The organism is Asanoa sp. NPDC049475 (assembly GCF_040676915.1).
In the GTDB taxonomy this organism is placed as follows: domain Bacteria; phylum Actinomycetota; class Actinomycetes; order Mycobacteriales; family Micromonosporaceae; genus Asanoa.
The window spans coordinates 541,983-556,769 of sequence record NZ_JBFAPY010000002.1 but is presented as its reverse complement, the minus strand read 5'-3'; the positions used below and the strand labels follow the sequence as shown (position 1 = coordinate 556,769).

Here is a 14,787-nt window from a genome sequence, read left to right as displayed (position 1 = left end):
CCGAACGGGTTCAGGGCCGACCACGCCGTCAGTCCGATCTGGACGGTCGCGTCGCTCACCGCTTGGCCTTCGACCGGTCGTACCAGATGACCGGCGCGGGTTGGTCCTCCGTCGGCAGCGACTCGGCGAACTGCGTCGTCACGTTGAGGTGGTCGCGACGACCCTAGAGGCGAACGACGGATCGTCCGCGTCGAGACGTCCCTCCTCGGCACCGCGGACGCCGTCCTGGCGACCCGCACCGACGAGCCGTCGAACGGCCTCTCGTTCTCGATCACCGCCCGCGACCTCAAGACGCTGACCGGTGCGGCCACGACCTAGGCCGCTGATGCCAGTCGGGCCAGGATCGTCGCGACCGGTTCGTCGGTGGCGTGCCGGAAGCCCGTGCCGGCCCACAGATGCAGGCGTTCCGGGTCGCCGGCGGCGGCCGCCGCGCGGCGGATCGGGCGGGTCAGGGTGTGCAGGGCCGGGTAGCCCGCCGGGGCCAGGGCGCTGTAGCGGTCCGTGAAGTCGTTGCGCAGGCCGCGGGCCGGTCGGCCCGTGAACGCCCGGGTGACCACCGTCGTGGTGCGGGCCGGGTCGGCCAAAGCGGCGCGGTGCGTGGCGGACGTGCCGGCCTCGGTCGCGCGCAGCAGCGTCGTGCCGACCGCGACCAGCGTCGCGCCGGCACCCAGCGCGGCGGCGACGTCGGCGGCGGTGCCCACACCGCCGGCGGCGATCAGCGGCAGCGAAACGGCGGAGCAGATCTCCGCGACCAGGGCGGGCAACGGCACCATCGGCACGGCCCGCTCCGGCGTGAAGGTGCCCGAGTGCCCGCCGCCGGCCGCGGCCTGCACGACCAGCACGTCCAGGCCGGCGGCGGCTGCCGCGCGGGCCTCGGTCACCGACGTCACCGTCTGGGCCAGCACGGCGCCGGTCGCCCGCAGCAGCGCCAGGTCGGGCGCGGGTGGCAGGCCGAAGGTGAAGCTGACCAGCGGGGCCGGCCACTGCTGGAGCACCTCGAGCTTGGCCCGCCAGGCGTCGTCGTCGACGACCGGGTCCGGCGGAAGCTCCACCCCGAACCGGGCCGCCTCGGGTGCGAGGAGCGTCGCGTAGCCCCGGTAGGCCGCCGGGTCGACGGGCACCGGGTTCGGCGCGAACAGGTTGACCCCGAACGGCAGACCGGTGGCGGAGACCATGGCGATCTCCGCCGCCAGCGCTTCCGGCGGCTGGTAGCCGCCGGCGAGGAAGCCCATCCCGCCCGCCCGGCCGGCGGCGACCACGAAGGCCGGTGTGCCCGGGCCGCCGGCCATCGGCGCCGCGACGACCGGCAGGGCCAGGTCGGGAAGGGCGGTGCTCACCAGGTGGTCGGCTTCGACGGCTCGTAGAGCCAGGTCTGGAAGAACGCGTCGAGCTCCTGGTGGCCGCGCTTCTCGGCCAGCCGGACGAAGTCGGCCGTGGTGACGTTGCTGTCGCGGTTGTGGGCGTACCAGTCGCGGAGCAGGGCGAAGAACGCCTTGTCACCGATCTTCACGCGGAGGGCCTGCAGTGTCATCGCACCTCGATCGTAGACCGGGGAGCTGAACATGACCGCCGGTCCGCCGACGTTGGCCGGTGGGCGGGTCCAGAACGAGCTCGTCGCCGGCCGGGCGAAGGACGCGTCGAACGACTGCTGCGCGGTGTCGCCGCCGTGCCGCTCGTCGTAGTACCACTCCGACCAGGCCGCGAAGCCCTCGTTGAGCCAGATGTCGGGCCACACCGTCAGGCTCACGCTGTTGCCGAACCACTGGTGGGCGATCTCGTGCACCACCGTGCCGGCGCCCGGCGTCTCGTCGTACTGCGACTTGGTCTGCGACTCGAGCGCGTAGCCGACCTCGGGCGCGTGGTCGACGATGCCGCCGCCGCTGCTGAACGGGTACGGCCCGTACACCTTCGAGAAGAACGTGATGATCTCGGCCTCGGCCGCGAGCCGCTCGAACGCGCCCTTGGGCACCTCGACGGGGTCGACCGCGTGGTAGAGCGGGATCCGTCCGACCTTGCTGACCCGCAGCTCGAAGACGCCGTTGGTGGCGGTCGCCAGGTACGGCGCCATCGGCGAGTCCTCGCGCCAGCGCCAGGTCGTCCTGCCGTTGTGGTCGTGCTTGCCGATCAGCCGGCCGTTGCCGATCGCGGTGATGCCCTTGGGCACGGTGATCGCGAACTCGTAGGTCGCCTTGTCGCGGGGGTTGTCGTTGGCCGGGTACCAGCCGGGCGAGCCCTGCGGCTCGTTGACCACGAAGGCCCCGTCGGGCGTGGTGACCCAGCCCTCGCTGCTGCCGTCCGGGTCGATCACCTCGGTCGGCTCACCGGCGTAGTCGACGCGCACGGTGAACGTACGCCCGGCGCGCAGCATCTTCCTCGGGGTGACGATCAGCTCCTGGCCGTCGCGGGTGAACGTGGCCCTGGCGCCGTCGACGCGCAGCGAGCTGATCCCGAAGCCGCGCAGGTCGAGGTCGAACCGGGTGAGGTTCTGGGTGGCCCGAGCGGTGATCACGGCGGTGCCGTCGAGGTGGTTGCCGGTGCGGTTGTAGTCGAGGTCGAGCGCGTAGTGCCGCACGTCGTAGCCGCCGTTGCCGGCCAGCGGGAAGTACGGGTCGCCGAGGCCAGGCGAGCCGATGGTCGAGCCACCTCCGGCGAGAGCCGGGGTGGCGACGGCGAGCGCGGTCAAGGCGGCGACGGCAGCGGTGGCGGCACGTCGCAACAGGACAGACGGCAAGGCGGTCCTCCTCATCGAGAGCTGCCAGCCGATCCTCGCATCGGTCCACAGGAGAAATCCAGCAACGATCAGGCCGTCGGATCGGCCGGCCAGGCATGCTTGGGATACCGCCCGCGCAGCTCGGCCCGCACCTGCGGGTAGCCGGTGCGCCAGAAGGACGCCAGGTCGCGGGTCACCGCGACGGGCCGGCCGGCGGGCGAGAGCAGGTGCAGCAGCACGGGTACGCGACCCTCGGCGACCGTCGGCGTGTCGCGCCAGCCGAACGCCTCCTGCACCTTGAGCGCGACGACCGGCGCCTCCGGGTCGGTGTAGTCGACGCGCAGCCTGCGCTCCCCCGGCCCGGCGACCCGCTCGGGCGCGACCGCCTCCAGCCGACCGGCGACCTGCCACGGCAGCAGCCGGCGCAGAGCGGCGGCGACGTCGACGCGGGCGAGGTCGGCGCGACGCCGCGCCCGGGCCAGCTCCGGGCCGAGCCAGTCGGCGACGCTGTCGAGCAACGCCGTGTCGCTCACGTCGGGCCACGGATCGCCGAGCGCCTGCCGGGCGAAGGCCAGCCGCTGCCGCAGCGCGACCGCCGCCTTGTCCCAGCGCAGCAACCCGAGTCCTTCCTTGGCGAGCCCGTCGCGCAGCGCGGCGGCGACGAGGTCGACCGGCGCTGCCGACAGTGGACGCTCGACGAGCGGGATCGCGCCGAGGCGCTCCACCCGGCGGGCCACGATGTCGCCGCCGGACCAGGCCACCTCTTCGCGCGTGTCGACCAGCGCCGCGCCGGCCTCCCGCGCGGTCGCCTCGTCGATGACGACGGCCGAGCGGATCCGGGCGGAGGCGCGGCCCGGCGGGCGGTCCGCGGCGGCGACGGCCAGCCAGTCGGAGCCGGCCAGCGGCGAACCCGGCGTCAGGTCGGCGGCGGTCCCGCCACTCATCAGGTACGCGGACGCGCCGGCGCCACGGGCCTTGGCCAGCCGCTCCGGGTAGGCCAGCCCGACCAGCAACCCGGCGGCGAGGTCGTCCGGCAGCCGCGAGCCGCCGCGCACGGTGCCGAGGTCAGCGCGCAGCCGCCTGACCTCCCGCTGGTAGACGGCGTCACCGCGCACGCGGCGCCAGCCCGCCACCAGGTCCTCGGTGGCGCTCTCGCGGTCGAGCAGGGCGACGACCTCGGCGGCCCGGTCGGCGCCGACCACCGGCGCGCCGTCGAGCAGCGCCCGGGCCAGCCGGGGATGCGTGCCGACCCCGGCGATCCGCCGGCCACGGTCGGTGACCCGGCCGTCTCCGTCGAGCGCGCCGAGCGCCCGCAGCGTCTCGGTCGCGACCGTCATCGGCCCGGCCGGAGGCGCCTCGGGCAGGGCCAGCCCCTGCCCGCCCGGCGCGCCCCAGAGCGCGAGGTCGAGGGCGAACCCCGTGAGGTCGGCGGCCGCGATCTCGGGCTCGGGGAACGCCGGCAGCCGGTCCTGAGCCGCCTGCGACCAGCAGCGGTAGACGGTTCCCGGCGCCTCGCGCCCCGCCCGACCGGCGCGCTGCTCGGCGACCGCCTTCGAGACCGGCACCGTGACCAGGGCGCCCAGCCCGCGGGCGTGGTCGGTGCGCGGCACCCGGGAGAGCCCGGCGTCGACGACGACGCGTACGCCCGGGACGGTCAGGCTGCTCTCGGCGACCGCGGTGGCCAGCACGATCCGGCGTCGCGTGGAAGGGCGCAGCACCGCGTCCTGCTCGGCGGCGTCCTGGCGGCCGAGCAGCGTCCACACGGGCAGGTCACGCAGCCGCTCGGCGACCGAGGCGATCTCACCGGCACCCGGCAGGAACACCAGGACGTCCCCGTCCCGCTCGGCGAACGCCCGGTGGGTGGTGGCGGCGACATGGTCGAGCAGCCGCGGGTCCACCCGCAGCCCGCGCGGCGGATCCACCTTGGACGGTGGCACGAAGACCACGTCGACGGGGTGCAGCGCGTCGTCGGCGGTGACGGTCGGGCCGAGCAGTTCGGCCAGCCGGGTCGTGTCGGCGGTCGCCGAGGTGGCCAGCAGGCGCAGGTCGGGCCGCAGGTTGGCGCGCACGTCGACACAGAACGCCAGCGCGAGGTCCGAGTCGAGATGCCGCTCGTGACACTCGTCGAGGATGACGGTGTCGACGCCCTCCAGGCCGGGGTCGTGCTGGAGCCGCCGCACCAGCAGGCCGGTGGTGACGACCTCGACGCGGGTGGCAGGGCCACTGCGACGCTCGCCGCGCACGGCGTACCCGACGCGCTCGCCGACCCGTTCGCCAAGCAGCGCGGCCATCCGCCGGGCGGCGGCCCGGGTAGCGAGGCGCCGCGGCTCGGCGATCAGCACCCGGCCGTGACCGGCGAGGTCGAGCGGCACGAGCGTGGTCTTGCCGGTGCCGGGCGGCGCGACGAGCACGGCACTGCCGTGCCCGTCCAACGCCTCCCGCACCCGCGGCAGAACACGGCGGATCGGCAGGTCAGGCTCGGGGGGCAGCACGGCACCATCTTGTCGGGTGCCCGACCATGCCTGGCGGACGGCTAGGCGGTCGCGGCGGGCGTGACGCGCTCCGTGGTCTTCTCCGGCCGCACCGCGAACGGGTCGCGCAGCTGGCGCATCGCCTCGGCCCCGGCTTCGGCAACCTGCCCGGCCTCGTCGGAGGCTTCGGGAGCAGGGGTGTCCGCCGCCAGGAAGAGACTCGCGTGGTCGTGGTTCGGTGTCATCAAGGTCCTCGTTGCGTGGTTTCACTGGAGATCGGCCCACCGGCGTGCGATCGCCGTGCGTGTGCTGGTGGCGCCGTTGGCTGTGGCCGTGGTCGTCGCGCTGCTGCTGACAGCGTCGTCGCGTTGCGAGGTGCCGGCTCCGGGTGCGAAGGGGCATCGACGCGCTCGCGGGAGTCCTGCGCAGCGCGACGTCTTCGTCGGCCGACCGTACTCATTGTGACAGACGATGGCCGAACGGGTGGGGCGGCACGTCGATCACGGCCTTGTCCAGGTCAAAGGCGGACCTCGAGCTTCCGTGGGACCTCAAGCTCGCGCTCAACCTGGCGTTCAACCGCACGTTCTCGACCCCGACCGTCGCGGCCGTTCTCGCCTGCACCGGCGAGCTGACCGAGCGCACGCATCGGCGGGTCGACGACACCGCGCTGCTGATGTTCGAGATCGTGCTGCACGGCTTCGAGCACCCGCGCGGCCGGGCCGCGATTCGCCGGATGAACCAGCTGCACCGGCCGCACCGCGGCGTCCCGGCCGAGGAGTTCGTCTACGTCCTGGCCTGCCTGACCGTCGTCCCGTTGCGCTGGCTCGACCGCTACGGCTGGCGCCGGCCCTGCTGTCACGAGCGCGAGGCCACCTACCGGTTCTACCGCGAGCTGGGCGAGCACATGGACATCGCGGGCATCCCCGACTCGCTGGCTTCGCTGGAGCGCTGGTTCGACGAGTTCGACCGCACGCGGCTGCGACCCGACGCCCACGCGGCCGCGATCGAGCGGGAGTGGCGCACGCCTCATGCGACTGACGAGTCCTCAGGGTGTCTTCAGCTTCACACCGGCCCGCTTTCAGCCGATTCACACCGGCCCGCGCTACGTTGCAGGGCATGGACGAGAACCGTGCCCGCCGGGTGGTCGACGCCCTCCGCGACCGGGGTGTTCCCGCACACATGGCGCAGGCCAGCGCCGGCCGTTCCGAGACCGGCGTCCGGGTGGTGCTGCCTGGCGATCGCGAGGCCCTCTGGGACACCGACGGCACCGCCGGGCTGGAGGCGCAGGTGATGCGCGACGGCATGCTGGTCGGGTTCGTGCCCAGGATCCCGGGCTCCGAGGACTTCACCGAGGCCCAGGTCATCGACGCGATCGCCAACACCGACTACGACCAGCCGGTGGCCCGCCGGGCCAGCCGTCCGGTGCCGGCAGCTCCGGCGCTGCCGCGCGAGGGCGGGTTCTTCCGCCGCATGCGCGACGGCTTCCGCGAGCGCTGATAATCACGGGTGCCCGGCGTGTTCCGCTGGCAGACTGATCGGCCATGAGCCGCGACACGCCACGCCCGGAGCGGGCGCGCCGGGAGACGCCACGCAGGATGGTCGCGTCGAACAAGAAGGCCCGTCACGAGTACGAGATCCTCAAGACGTACGAGGCCGGGCTCGTGCTCCTCGGCACCGAGGTCAAGTCGCTGCGGCTCGGGCACGCCTCGCTGGCCGAGGCGTTCGCCCAGGAACGCGACGGTGAGCTGCATCTCCACGGCCTGCACATCGCGGAATACGGCATGCGCGGCTGGTCGGCGCACGGGCCGCGGCGGATCCGCAAGCTGCTCCTGCACCGGTCCGAGATCCACCGCATCCTCGACAAGATCCGCGAGCCGGGGCTGACCCTGGTGCCGCTCGCGCTCTATATCGAGAACGGCTGGGCCAAGGTCGAGCTCGGCATCGCCCGGGGCCGCCGCGAATACGACAAACGCCAGGTCCTGGCCCAGCGCGACGCCAACCGGGAGATCGCCCGCGAACTGGGGCGACGGTTGAAGGGCCGGCGGGCACGAGGTGACCTACGCTGACCCGGTGACCGAGGAGCAGCCTGACAAGGAGACCGTGATCCGCCTGCGTGGCGATGTCGACCTCGACACCCATCTCGAGGTGGAGCGCACGATCGTCGCAGCCCTGAAGACCGGCGCCGACTCAGTCGTCGTCGACCTCTCCGAGGTGCCCTTCCTCGACTCGAGCGGGGTACGCGCCCTCCTGCAGGCCCGCAACGAGGCGTTGCGGCTGGAGGTCCGGCTGACCGTGCGCGACCCCCAGCCGATCGTCGCCCAGGTGCTGCGGCTGACCCAGGTCGCCCCGCTGTTCGGCCTCCCGTCCGCATGACGGTGGCCAACGCGCCGGACAGCTGGCACACGGTCCTGGCGACCCTCGTCGAGGCCGGTCACCGGACCGGGCCGGCCGAGCTCGGGGCCCTGGTCGCCGAGGCGGTGGCGCCGACCGGCGTGCAGGCCGTGCTCTACCTGGTCGACTACGAACAGCGCGCCCTGCGGCCCTTGCCGCCCGTCCCGGGCGGTCCGGAGCCGGTCGACGGCAGCGCGGCCGGCGAGGCGTTCACCATCGGCCGGAGCGTGCCGGGGCCGCCGGCCTGGGTGCCGGTCGTCAACGGCACCGAGCGGCTCGGCGTCCTGCGGGTCGTGCCACCGCCCGGCGCGGACCCGTACCCGGTGCTCGCCGGATGCCGCCTGGTCGCCGGCATGGTCGGTCACCTGATCACCGCCAAGACCCAGTACGGCGACGACCTGGAGCGGGTACGCCGGTCAGCGCCGATGACACCGGCCGCGGAGCTGCTGTGGAGGCTGCTGCCGCCGCTGACGTTCGCGAACCGGCAGATGGTGATCACGGCGGTGCTGGAGCCGTGCTACGACGTGGGCGGCGACGCCTTCGACTACGCCGTGGACGGTGACACCGTTCGCCTGGCGATCTACGACGCGGTGGGCAAGGGGATGCGGGCGGGCCTGGCCACGGCCGCCGCACTGGGCGCGGCCCGGGCGCACCGGGTCGCCGACGCCGGCCTCACCGAGATCGCGACGGCCGTCGACCGGGTCCTGGCCGACGAGTTCACGGACGCGCGCTTCGTCACCGCGGTCCTGGCCGACCTTTCCCTGGCCGACGGCCGGTTGCGCTACGTCAACGCGGGCCACCCGCCGCCGGTCCTGTTCCGCGCCGGGCAGGCGGTCGGGACGCTCGACGGAGGCGGCCGCACGCCACTGGGCGTCCTCGGGGGCCCGACGAGCCTGGCGGAGACCAGCTTCGAGCCCGGCGACCGGCTGCTGCTCTACACCGACGGGGTGACCGAGGCCCGCGACCACGACGGTGTTCAGTTCGGCCTGGACCGGCTGGTCGCGCTGGCCGAGAGCGTGGCCGACGCCGACCTGCCGGCGCCGGAGACGTTGCGTCGCCTGTCGCACGCGGTGATCGACCACCAGGCCGGGCCGCCCCATGACGACGCCACCCTGGTCCTGCTCGAGTGGTCGGAGGCGGCCGCCAGCCGGGCCGTCCCGTAAGACGGGGATCACGTTGACGGAGTAGACCGGTCTGTCTAGCGTTGGCCGTGCAATAGACAGACCGGTCTACCCAGGGAGTATCCGTGAGTCACTCCGTCACCGTCACGCAGCGGCCACGGACCCGTCCCCCCGCCATCAGACGCCTCGGACGCACCAGCTCGCTCGTCCTGCTCGCGTCCATCGTCGTGTCGCTGCTCGCGGCATCCAGCGCGCCGACCCCGCTCTACGCGACCTACCAGGCCGAGTGGGGCTTCTCCCCGATGACCACGACGGTCGTGTTCGGCGTGTACGCGGTCGCCGTGCTGCTGTCCCTGCTCGTCTTCGGCCGGCTCTCCGACCACGTCGGGAGACGGCCGGTCCTGCTCGTGGCGCTGCTGGTGCAGGCGGCCGCCCTGGTGGTGTTCGCGTTCGCCGGCGGCGTGCCCGAGCTGCTCGCCGCCCGGGTCGTCCAGGGCCTGGCCACCGGTGCGGCGCTGGCCGCGCTCGGCGCGGGAATGCTCGACATCGACCGCGCCCGCGGCACCACCGCCAACGCGGTCGCGCCCGGCATCGGCACCGGCGGCGGCGCACTTCTGTCCGCCCTGGTCGTCCAGTTCCTGCCGGCGCCGACCCACCTGATCTACCTGGCGCTGCTCGGCGTGATCCTCGTGCAGGCGGTCGGCGTCGCCCTGATGCCCGAGACGGTCACCCGCGCCCCCGGCGCCCGGCACTCGCTGATCCCCGAGGTCAAGCTGCCCCGCCAAGTCCGCGGCCCGGTCGCGATCGCGGCGCCGGTGCTGTTCGCGGTGTGGGCGCTGGCCGGCTTCTACGCCTCGCTCGGCCCGTCCCTGGTCCGCGGGCTGGCCGGCTCCACGTCGGCGGTCTACGGCGGACTCGGCCTGTTCGTGCTGGCGGCGGTGGCCGCGCTGAGCGTGCTCGCCATCGACAAGCGCCCGGCCAGGACCGCGCTCGCGGTCGGCATCGTGGGCCTCATCGTCGGCGTCACGGGTTCCCTGTTCGCGATCTCCGCCGGCTCCACCGTGGCCTTCCTGATCGCGACCGGCGTGGCCGGCATCGGCTTCGGCAGCGGCTTCCAGGGCGCGATCCGGATCGTGGTGCCGCTGGTCGCCGCGCACGAGCGCGCCGGCGTGCTCGCCCTGCTGTACGTGGTGTCCTACCTGGGCCTGGGCGTCCCAGCCGTGATCGCGGGCTACCTGGTGGTGCACGCCGGCGGCCTGCTCGACACCGCTCGGGAGTACGGAATCGCGGTGATCGTGCTGGCGGCGCTCGCCGGCCTGGCGCTGATGCGCCGCCGCGCACCGAGGATCCAGGCAGCCGGCTGACGAACGTACGATGGCGAAGGTCTTGGTGAAAGGCGGTGCGTGAGATGGCGGTGACCACCCGGCGGCCCTCGGCCCGCGAACGACTGCTGGCGTCGGCGGACGAGCTGTTCTACCGCGAGGGCGTCCACGTCGTCGGCATCGACCGGGTGATCGAGCACGCCGGCGTCGCCAAGGCCACGCTCTACAACACGTTCGGCAGCAAGGACGAGCTGATCCGGGCCTACCTGCAGGGCCGGCACAAAGCGATCGAGAAGCGGATCGCGGACGGACTCACCGCGTACGCCTCGCCCCGCGAGAAGATCATCGGTGTCTTCGATATCCAGGGTGGCCGGTTCACGAACCCGGAGTACCGCGGCTGCCCGTTCGTCTCGGCCACGGCGGAGGCCCTCCCGGGCGCGGCGTCGGTGTCCGCCGCCGACGACTACCGCGCCTGGGTACGCGCCCTGTTCACCGACCTGTCCCGCCAGGCCGGCGCGCCCGACCCCGAGTCCCTGGGCCAGCAGCTCCAGGTCATCTACGACGGGATCGCGGTCGGCATGCGCATGGACCACGACCGCACCGCGAACCTGGCCGCGGGCCTCGAGCTGGTCCGCACCCTCCTCGCCGCGGCCCTCGACTAGGGCGTTCCGGTCCAGCGCAGCCACGTGTACGGGCGGGGTTGCGGCGCGTTCCACTCCGCCTGGAGCTCCGGCGCGACGTCGGCGAAGCCCGCGGCCCGGTACGTGGCCAGCGCGGCCGCGTTGTCCGGTCTCACCCGCAGGAAGACGTCGTCGAAGCCGGCCCGCGCCGCCAGGGCCCGGGTCAGCGCCTTCCCGACGCCCCGGCCCCGCTCCCCCGGCGCGACCAGCAGCCGGGCGAGCTCGGCCTCGTCCTCCTCGTCGTCGGACCAGACCTCGCCGTAGCCGACCGGCCGACCGCCGTCGAGCAGCAGATACGCCGCGACGTCGTCCTGTGTGGACCAGTCGGCGACCACCTCGGCGGGGAACGGGTGCTCGGCCCGCGAGCACCACCTGTCGGCCTCGTCGGCCGACCGCACCCACCCGGCGACCATGGCTGCCCGATCCGCCGTGAACGCAACCAGAGAGAAAGTCATGATGCGTCGAGGGTAGTGCGGGCACGATACTCGCCATTCGTGGATCACACCCCGCGGCGTGCCCGCACCTGACAACGCAGCGCGGCGGCTTGACCTTCGCGGCAACGGCTGGCCAGGCTGGCCCGGTGAGCGATGACGACCCGTGGCAGCTACGGCGCTTTGTCGAGGCGCAGGACGGCACCTACGAGCGCGCGGCCGCCGAGCTTCGCGGCGGCAGCAAGCGCAGCCACTGGATGTGGTTCGTCTTCCCGCAGATCGCCGGCCTCGGGCGCAGTTCCATGGCGCAGGCGTACGCGATCTCCGGGCTCGACGAGGCCCGCGCCTACCTGGACCACCCGGTGCTCGGCCCACGGCTGCGCGAGTGCGCCCGCATCCTCGTGGACGGAGCGGAGAACGACGAGGTGCGGATCTTCGGCCCCGTCGACGCGCTCAAGCTGCGCTCGTCGATGACGCTCTTCGCGCACGCCGCGCCGGCCGAGCCGGTGTTCCGCGCCGTCCTCGACCGCTTCTACGGCGGGGTCGAGGACGACGCGACGCTAGCGCGACTCCACTAGGCGGCCAGGGCCGCGCCCACCACGCCGCGGGCTTCCTCCTGGATGCGGGCCAGGTGCTCGGGGCCGAGGAAGGACTCCGCGTAGATCTTGTAGACGTCTTCCGTGCCCGACGGGCGGGCGGCGAACCAGCCGTTCTCCGTGGTGACCTTGAGCCCGCCGATCGCCGCTCCGTTGCCCGGGGCCGCGGTCAGGATCTCCGTGATCGGCTCGCCGGCCAGGCTGGTCGCGGTCACCTGCGACGGCGACAGCTTGCCCAGCACCGCCTTCTGCTCGCGCGTCGCGGGCGCGTCGACCCGGGCGTACGCGGGGTTGCCGAAGCGGGCGACCAGGTCGGCGTGGTGCTGCGACGGGGTGCGCCCGGTGCGCGCGATGATCTCCGAGGCGAGCAGGCAGAGGAGGATGCCGTCCTTGTCGGTGGTCCACACGCCGCCGTCGCGACGCAGGAACGACGCCCCCGCGCTCTCCTCGCCGCCGAAGCCGACCGAGCCGTCGAGCAGGCCGGGCACGAACCACTTGAAGCCGACCGGCACCTCGAGCAGTGTGCGGCCGAGGTCAGCGGCGACGCGGTCGATCAGCGACGACGAGACCAGCGTCTTGCCCACCGCGGCGTCGGCCGGCCAGCCCTCGCGGTTGCGGAACAGGTAGTCGATCGCCGCGGCCAGGTAGTGGTTCGGGTTCATCAGACCCGCGTCCGGCGTGACGATGCCGTGCCGGTCGGCGTCGGCGTCGTTGCCCGTGGCCACGTCATATTGATCACGTTTGGCGATCAAGGACGCCATCGCGTACGGCGACGAGCAGTCCATCCGGATCTTGCCGTCCCAGTCGAGCGTCATGAAGGCGAACCGCGGGTCGACGGCCGGGTTGACCACGGTCAGGTCGAGCCCGTGCTTCTCGGCGATCTCCGCCCAGTAGCCCACGCTGGCGCCGCCCAGCGGATCGGCGCCGATCCGCACGCCGGCGTCGCGGATCGCCACGAGGTCGACCACCGACGGCAGATCGTCCACATAGGAAGAGGTGAAGTCGAACTCCTGGGTGGTCTCGGCCGCCCGCGCCCGGCCGTAAGGAATACGGCGCACCCCCTCCAGCTTCGCCCCCAGCAGCTCGTTGGCGCGGTCCTGGATCCAGCCCGTCGCGTCGGTGTCGGCCGGGCCGCCGTTCGGCGGGTTGTACTTGAAGCCGCCGTCGTCCGGAGGGTTGTGCGAGGGGGTGACCACGACGCCGTCGGCGCGGGCGGCCGGGCCGCGCTTGTTGTAGGTGAGGATCGCGTGCGAGACGGCCGGCGTCGGGGTGAACCCGTCGCGGCTGTCGATCAGCACCGTCACCCCGTTGGCGGCGAACACCTCGAGGGCCGTCTCGGTCGCCGGCTCGGAGAGCGCGTGCGTGTCGCGGCCGAGGAAGAGCGGGCCGGTGATGCCCTGCTCCGCGCGATATTCGACGATCGCCTGGCTGGTCGCCGCGATGTGGTCGTCGTTGAACGCCCGCTTCAGGCTCGAGCCGCGGTGGCCGGAGGTGCCGAACGCGACGCGCTCCGCGGGAACCGACGGGTCGGGGTGCTCCTCGTGGTACGCGGCGAGGACGGCCGCGACGTCGATCAGGTCACCGGGCTCCGCCGGCTGCCCGGCGCGGGGGTTGTTGGACACGCCCGCATCGTATCGCCGGTCCAGCGGACCGGCCGGGATCTGCGGGGCCGGCCCGGGCGTCGTCGTGCGCGATCTACTGGCCGACCCGACCGTCCACGCATTCGCGCAACAGGTCGGCGTGTCCCATGTGGCGCGCGTACTCCTCGATCATGTGGATGAGGATCGACCGCAGGTTCTCGCCGCCCTTGCCGACGATCTCCAGGTCCGACGCCGCGACGAACGCCTCCGCGAACGCCACCTCGCCGCGCCACGTGCGCCAGGCCTCGTCGACCATCGCCTGTTCGGGCTCGACGTCCCACTCGGTCCGGCCGTCGGCGCGGTACAGCCTGGCCACGTCCTGGCCGTCGAAGTAGATCCGGAACCAGTACTGCTCGACGCCGGCGAGGTGCCGGACCAGCCCGAGCAGCGACATGGTCGACGGCGGCACCGCCCGCGCGGCGAGCTGGGCGGCGTCGAGGCCGGCGCACTTGAGCTCGAGCGTCAGGCGGTAGTCGCGCAGGTAGCCGACGAGGTTGTCGCGCTCCGAGACCCAACCGGTGTCGGAGCGGGGGTCCTCGTCCGGGCTGACGAACATGCCGTTGAAGCTCATGCCGGGCAGGTTACGCCTCGTGTGGCACCGTGATCGGTGTGCGGGTGATGACGTGGAACCTGTGGTGGCGGTTCGGTGACCCCGAGCGACGGCGGGCGGCGATCCTGTCGGTGCTGCGCGAGCAGCGACCGGACCTGGTCGGCCTCCAGGAGGTCTGGGCCGACGACGACGAGAACCTGGCGGGTTGGCTGGCCGACGAGCTCGGGCTGCACTGGGCCTTCGGCACGGGCAGCGACCAGGAGACCTGGCGGGTCCGCGTCGACGGCGGCCCGGGCCTGCGCAACGGCGTCGCGGTGCTGAGCCGCTGGCCGATCACGACCGAGAAGGCGTACGACCTGCCCGGCGACCCGAGCCGCGCCGCGCTGAGCGTGCTCGTCGACGCTCCGCAGGGGACCGTCCCGGTGGTCACCACCCACTTGAGCGTGCTGTCGGGCTCGGCCGGCCGGTCGGCCCAGCTCGACTGGCTCGCCCGCCACGTGGCCGGCCTGCCGCACGACGGCCACCCGCCGCTGGTGGTCGGCGACCTGAACGCGCTGCCGGACTCCGACGAGCTGCGCCGCTTCACGGGCGTGCTGACCGTCGGCTTCGTGCCCGACCAGGTGCTGCTCGACGCCTGGTGGTTCGCCGAACCGGGTGACCCGGGCTTCACCTGGGACCGCGCCAACCCGCACGCGGCGGCCTGGGTCGCGCCGAGCGGCCGGATCGACTACATCCACGTGCTGCAGAGCGCCCACCGGGCGGGCCGCGTGCTCGGCGTACACCGCGCCGGGACCACCGCGGTCGACGGCGTCTGGCCCACCGACCACGCCGCGGTGGTGGCCGACCTGAGCGACTAGTTCACGGACAACAACGCC

At 73.4% G+C, this 14,787-nt stretch carries 16 protein-coding genes; 9 read left to right on the top strand and 7 right to left on the bottom strand.

All coding sequences use genetic code 11. The annotated features are described in order from the left end of the window. Nucleotides 1–314: 314 nt before the first annotated feature. The 4 genes from AB0J88_RS08780 to AB0J88_RS08765 form a co-directional block, all read right to left on the bottom strand. A complete protein-coding gene (locus AB0J88_RS08780; RefSeq protein ID WP_364346909.1) occupies nt 315–1,337 on the bottom strand; it encodes a nitronate monooxygenase in 1,023 nt (340 codons plus the stop codon). Then, on the bottom strand, nt 1,334–2,731 hold the full coding sequence (locus tag AB0J88_RS08775; protein ID WP_364346911.1) for a M1 family metallopeptidase: 1,398 nt from the start codon (nt 2,729–2,731) through the stop codon (nt 1,334–1,336). Before AB0J88_RS08775 ends, AB0J88_RS08780 begins: the two co-directional genes overlap by 4 nt. 68 nt (nt 2,732–2,799) lie before the next feature. After that, nucleotides 2,800–5,202 (bottom strand): ATP-dependent helicase HrpB, encoded by a 2,403-nt coding sequence (hrpB, locus tag AB0J88_RS08770; protein WP_364346913.1) that lies wholly within the window; start codon nt 5,200–5,202, stop codon nt 2,800–2,802. A 41-nt stretch (nt 5,203–5,243) separates the two neighbouring features. Continuing rightward, complete coding sequence (locus AB0J88_RS08765) at nt 5,244–5,426, bottom strand: hypothetical protein (protein ID WP_364346915.1); 183 nt, start codon at nt 5,424–5,426, stop codon at nt 5,244–5,246. 263 nt (nt 5,427–5,689) lie between these two features. On the opposite strand from AB0J88_RS08765, the gene AB0J88_RS08760 reads away from it, so the two are divergent. From AB0J88_RS08760 to AB0J88_RS08730, 7 genes are all read left to right on the top strand, one after another. Then, on the top strand, nt 5,690–6,472 hold the full coding sequence (locus tag AB0J88_RS08760) for an oxygenase MpaB family protein (protein ID WP_364346917.1): 783 nt from the start codon (nt 5,690–5,692) through the stop codon (nt 6,470–6,472). After that, entirely contained in the window at nt 6,472–6,678 is a 207-nt protein-coding gene (locus AB0J88_RS08755; RefSeq protein WP_364346919.1) for a hypothetical protein, read from the top strand. Before AB0J88_RS08760 ends, AB0J88_RS08755 begins: the two co-directional genes overlap by 1 nt. Nucleotides 6,679–6,722: 44 nt before the next feature. Beyond that, nucleotides 6,723–7,247 carry an SsrA-binding protein SmpB gene (smpB, locus tag AB0J88_RS08750; RefSeq protein WP_364346921.1) on the top strand — a complete coding sequence of 175 codons (525 nt, stop codon included), beginning with the start codon at nt 6,723–6,725 and terminating at the stop codon, nt 7,245–7,247. Between the two features lie 4 nt (nt 7,248–7,251). Continuing rightward, nucleotides 7,252–7,554, top strand: coding sequence for an STAS domain-containing protein (locus AB0J88_RS08745; protein WP_364346923.1), 303 nt, complete (start codon nt 7,252–7,254; stop codon nt 7,552–7,554). Then, nucleotides 7,551–8,735, top strand: a complete 1,185-nt coding sequence (locus AB0J88_RS08740) for a PP2C family protein-serine/threonine phosphatase (protein WP_364346925.1) — start codon at nt 7,551–7,553, stop codon at nt 8,733–8,735. Before AB0J88_RS08745 ends, AB0J88_RS08740 begins: the two co-directional genes overlap by 4 nt. Nucleotides 8,736–8,818: 83 nt before the next feature. Continuing rightward, on the top strand, nt 8,819–10,057 hold the full coding sequence (locus AB0J88_RS08735; RefSeq protein WP_364346927.1) for an MFS transporter: 1,239 nt from the start codon (nt 8,819–8,821) through the stop codon (nt 10,055–10,057). Nucleotides 10,058–10,101: 44 nt separating this feature from the next. Further along, nucleotides 10,102–10,677, top strand: a complete 576-nt coding sequence (locus AB0J88_RS08730; protein ID WP_364346929.1) for a TetR/AcrR family transcriptional regulator — start codon at nt 10,102–10,104, stop codon at nt 10,675–10,677. Here AB0J88_RS08730 and AB0J88_RS08725 read toward each other — a convergent pair. Further along, the gene (locus AB0J88_RS08725) at nt 10,674–11,150 is read right to left on the bottom strand and encodes a GNAT family N-acetyltransferase (protein ID WP_364346931.1); all 477 of its coding nucleotides are present in this window, start codon (nt 11,148–11,150) and stop codon (nt 10,674–10,676) included. The two genes, AB0J88_RS08730 and AB0J88_RS08725, sit on opposite strands and share 4 nt — an antisense overlap. 125 nt (nt 11,151–11,275) lie before the next feature. On the opposite strand from AB0J88_RS08725, the gene AB0J88_RS08720 reads away from it, so the two are divergent. Next, a complete protein-coding gene (locus tag AB0J88_RS08720; protein WP_364346933.1) occupies nt 11,276–11,704 on the top strand; it encodes a DUF1810 domain-containing protein in 429 nt (142 codons plus the stop codon). On the opposite strand, the gene pgm is transcribed toward AB0J88_RS08720, so the two are convergent. Together pgm and AB0J88_RS08710 are read right to left on the bottom strand one after the other, a co-directional pair. Further along, nucleotides 11,701–13,344 carry a phosphoglucomutase (alpha-D-glucose-1,6-bisphosphate-dependent) gene (gene pgm / locus AB0J88_RS08715; protein WP_364346935.1) on the bottom strand — a complete coding sequence of 548 codons (1,644 nt, stop codon included), beginning with the start codon at nt 13,342–13,344 and terminating at the stop codon, nt 11,701–11,703. The genes AB0J88_RS08720 and pgm overlap by 4 nt on opposite strands. 73 nt (nt 13,345–13,417) lie before the next feature. Further along, nucleotides 13,418–13,933, bottom strand: a complete 516-nt coding sequence (locus tag AB0J88_RS08710; protein ID WP_364346937.1) for a DinB family protein — start codon at nt 13,931–13,933, stop codon at nt 13,418–13,420. A 47-nt stretch (nt 13,934–13,980) separates the two neighbouring features. Here AB0J88_RS08710 and AB0J88_RS08705 point away from each other — a divergent pair, with 47 nt between their 5' ends. Next, a complete protein-coding gene (locus tag AB0J88_RS08705; RefSeq protein WP_364347548.1) occupies nt 13,981–14,769 on the top strand; it encodes an endonuclease/exonuclease/phosphatase family protein in 789 nt (262 codons plus the stop codon). Nucleotides 14,770–14,787 lie beyond the last annotated feature (18 nt).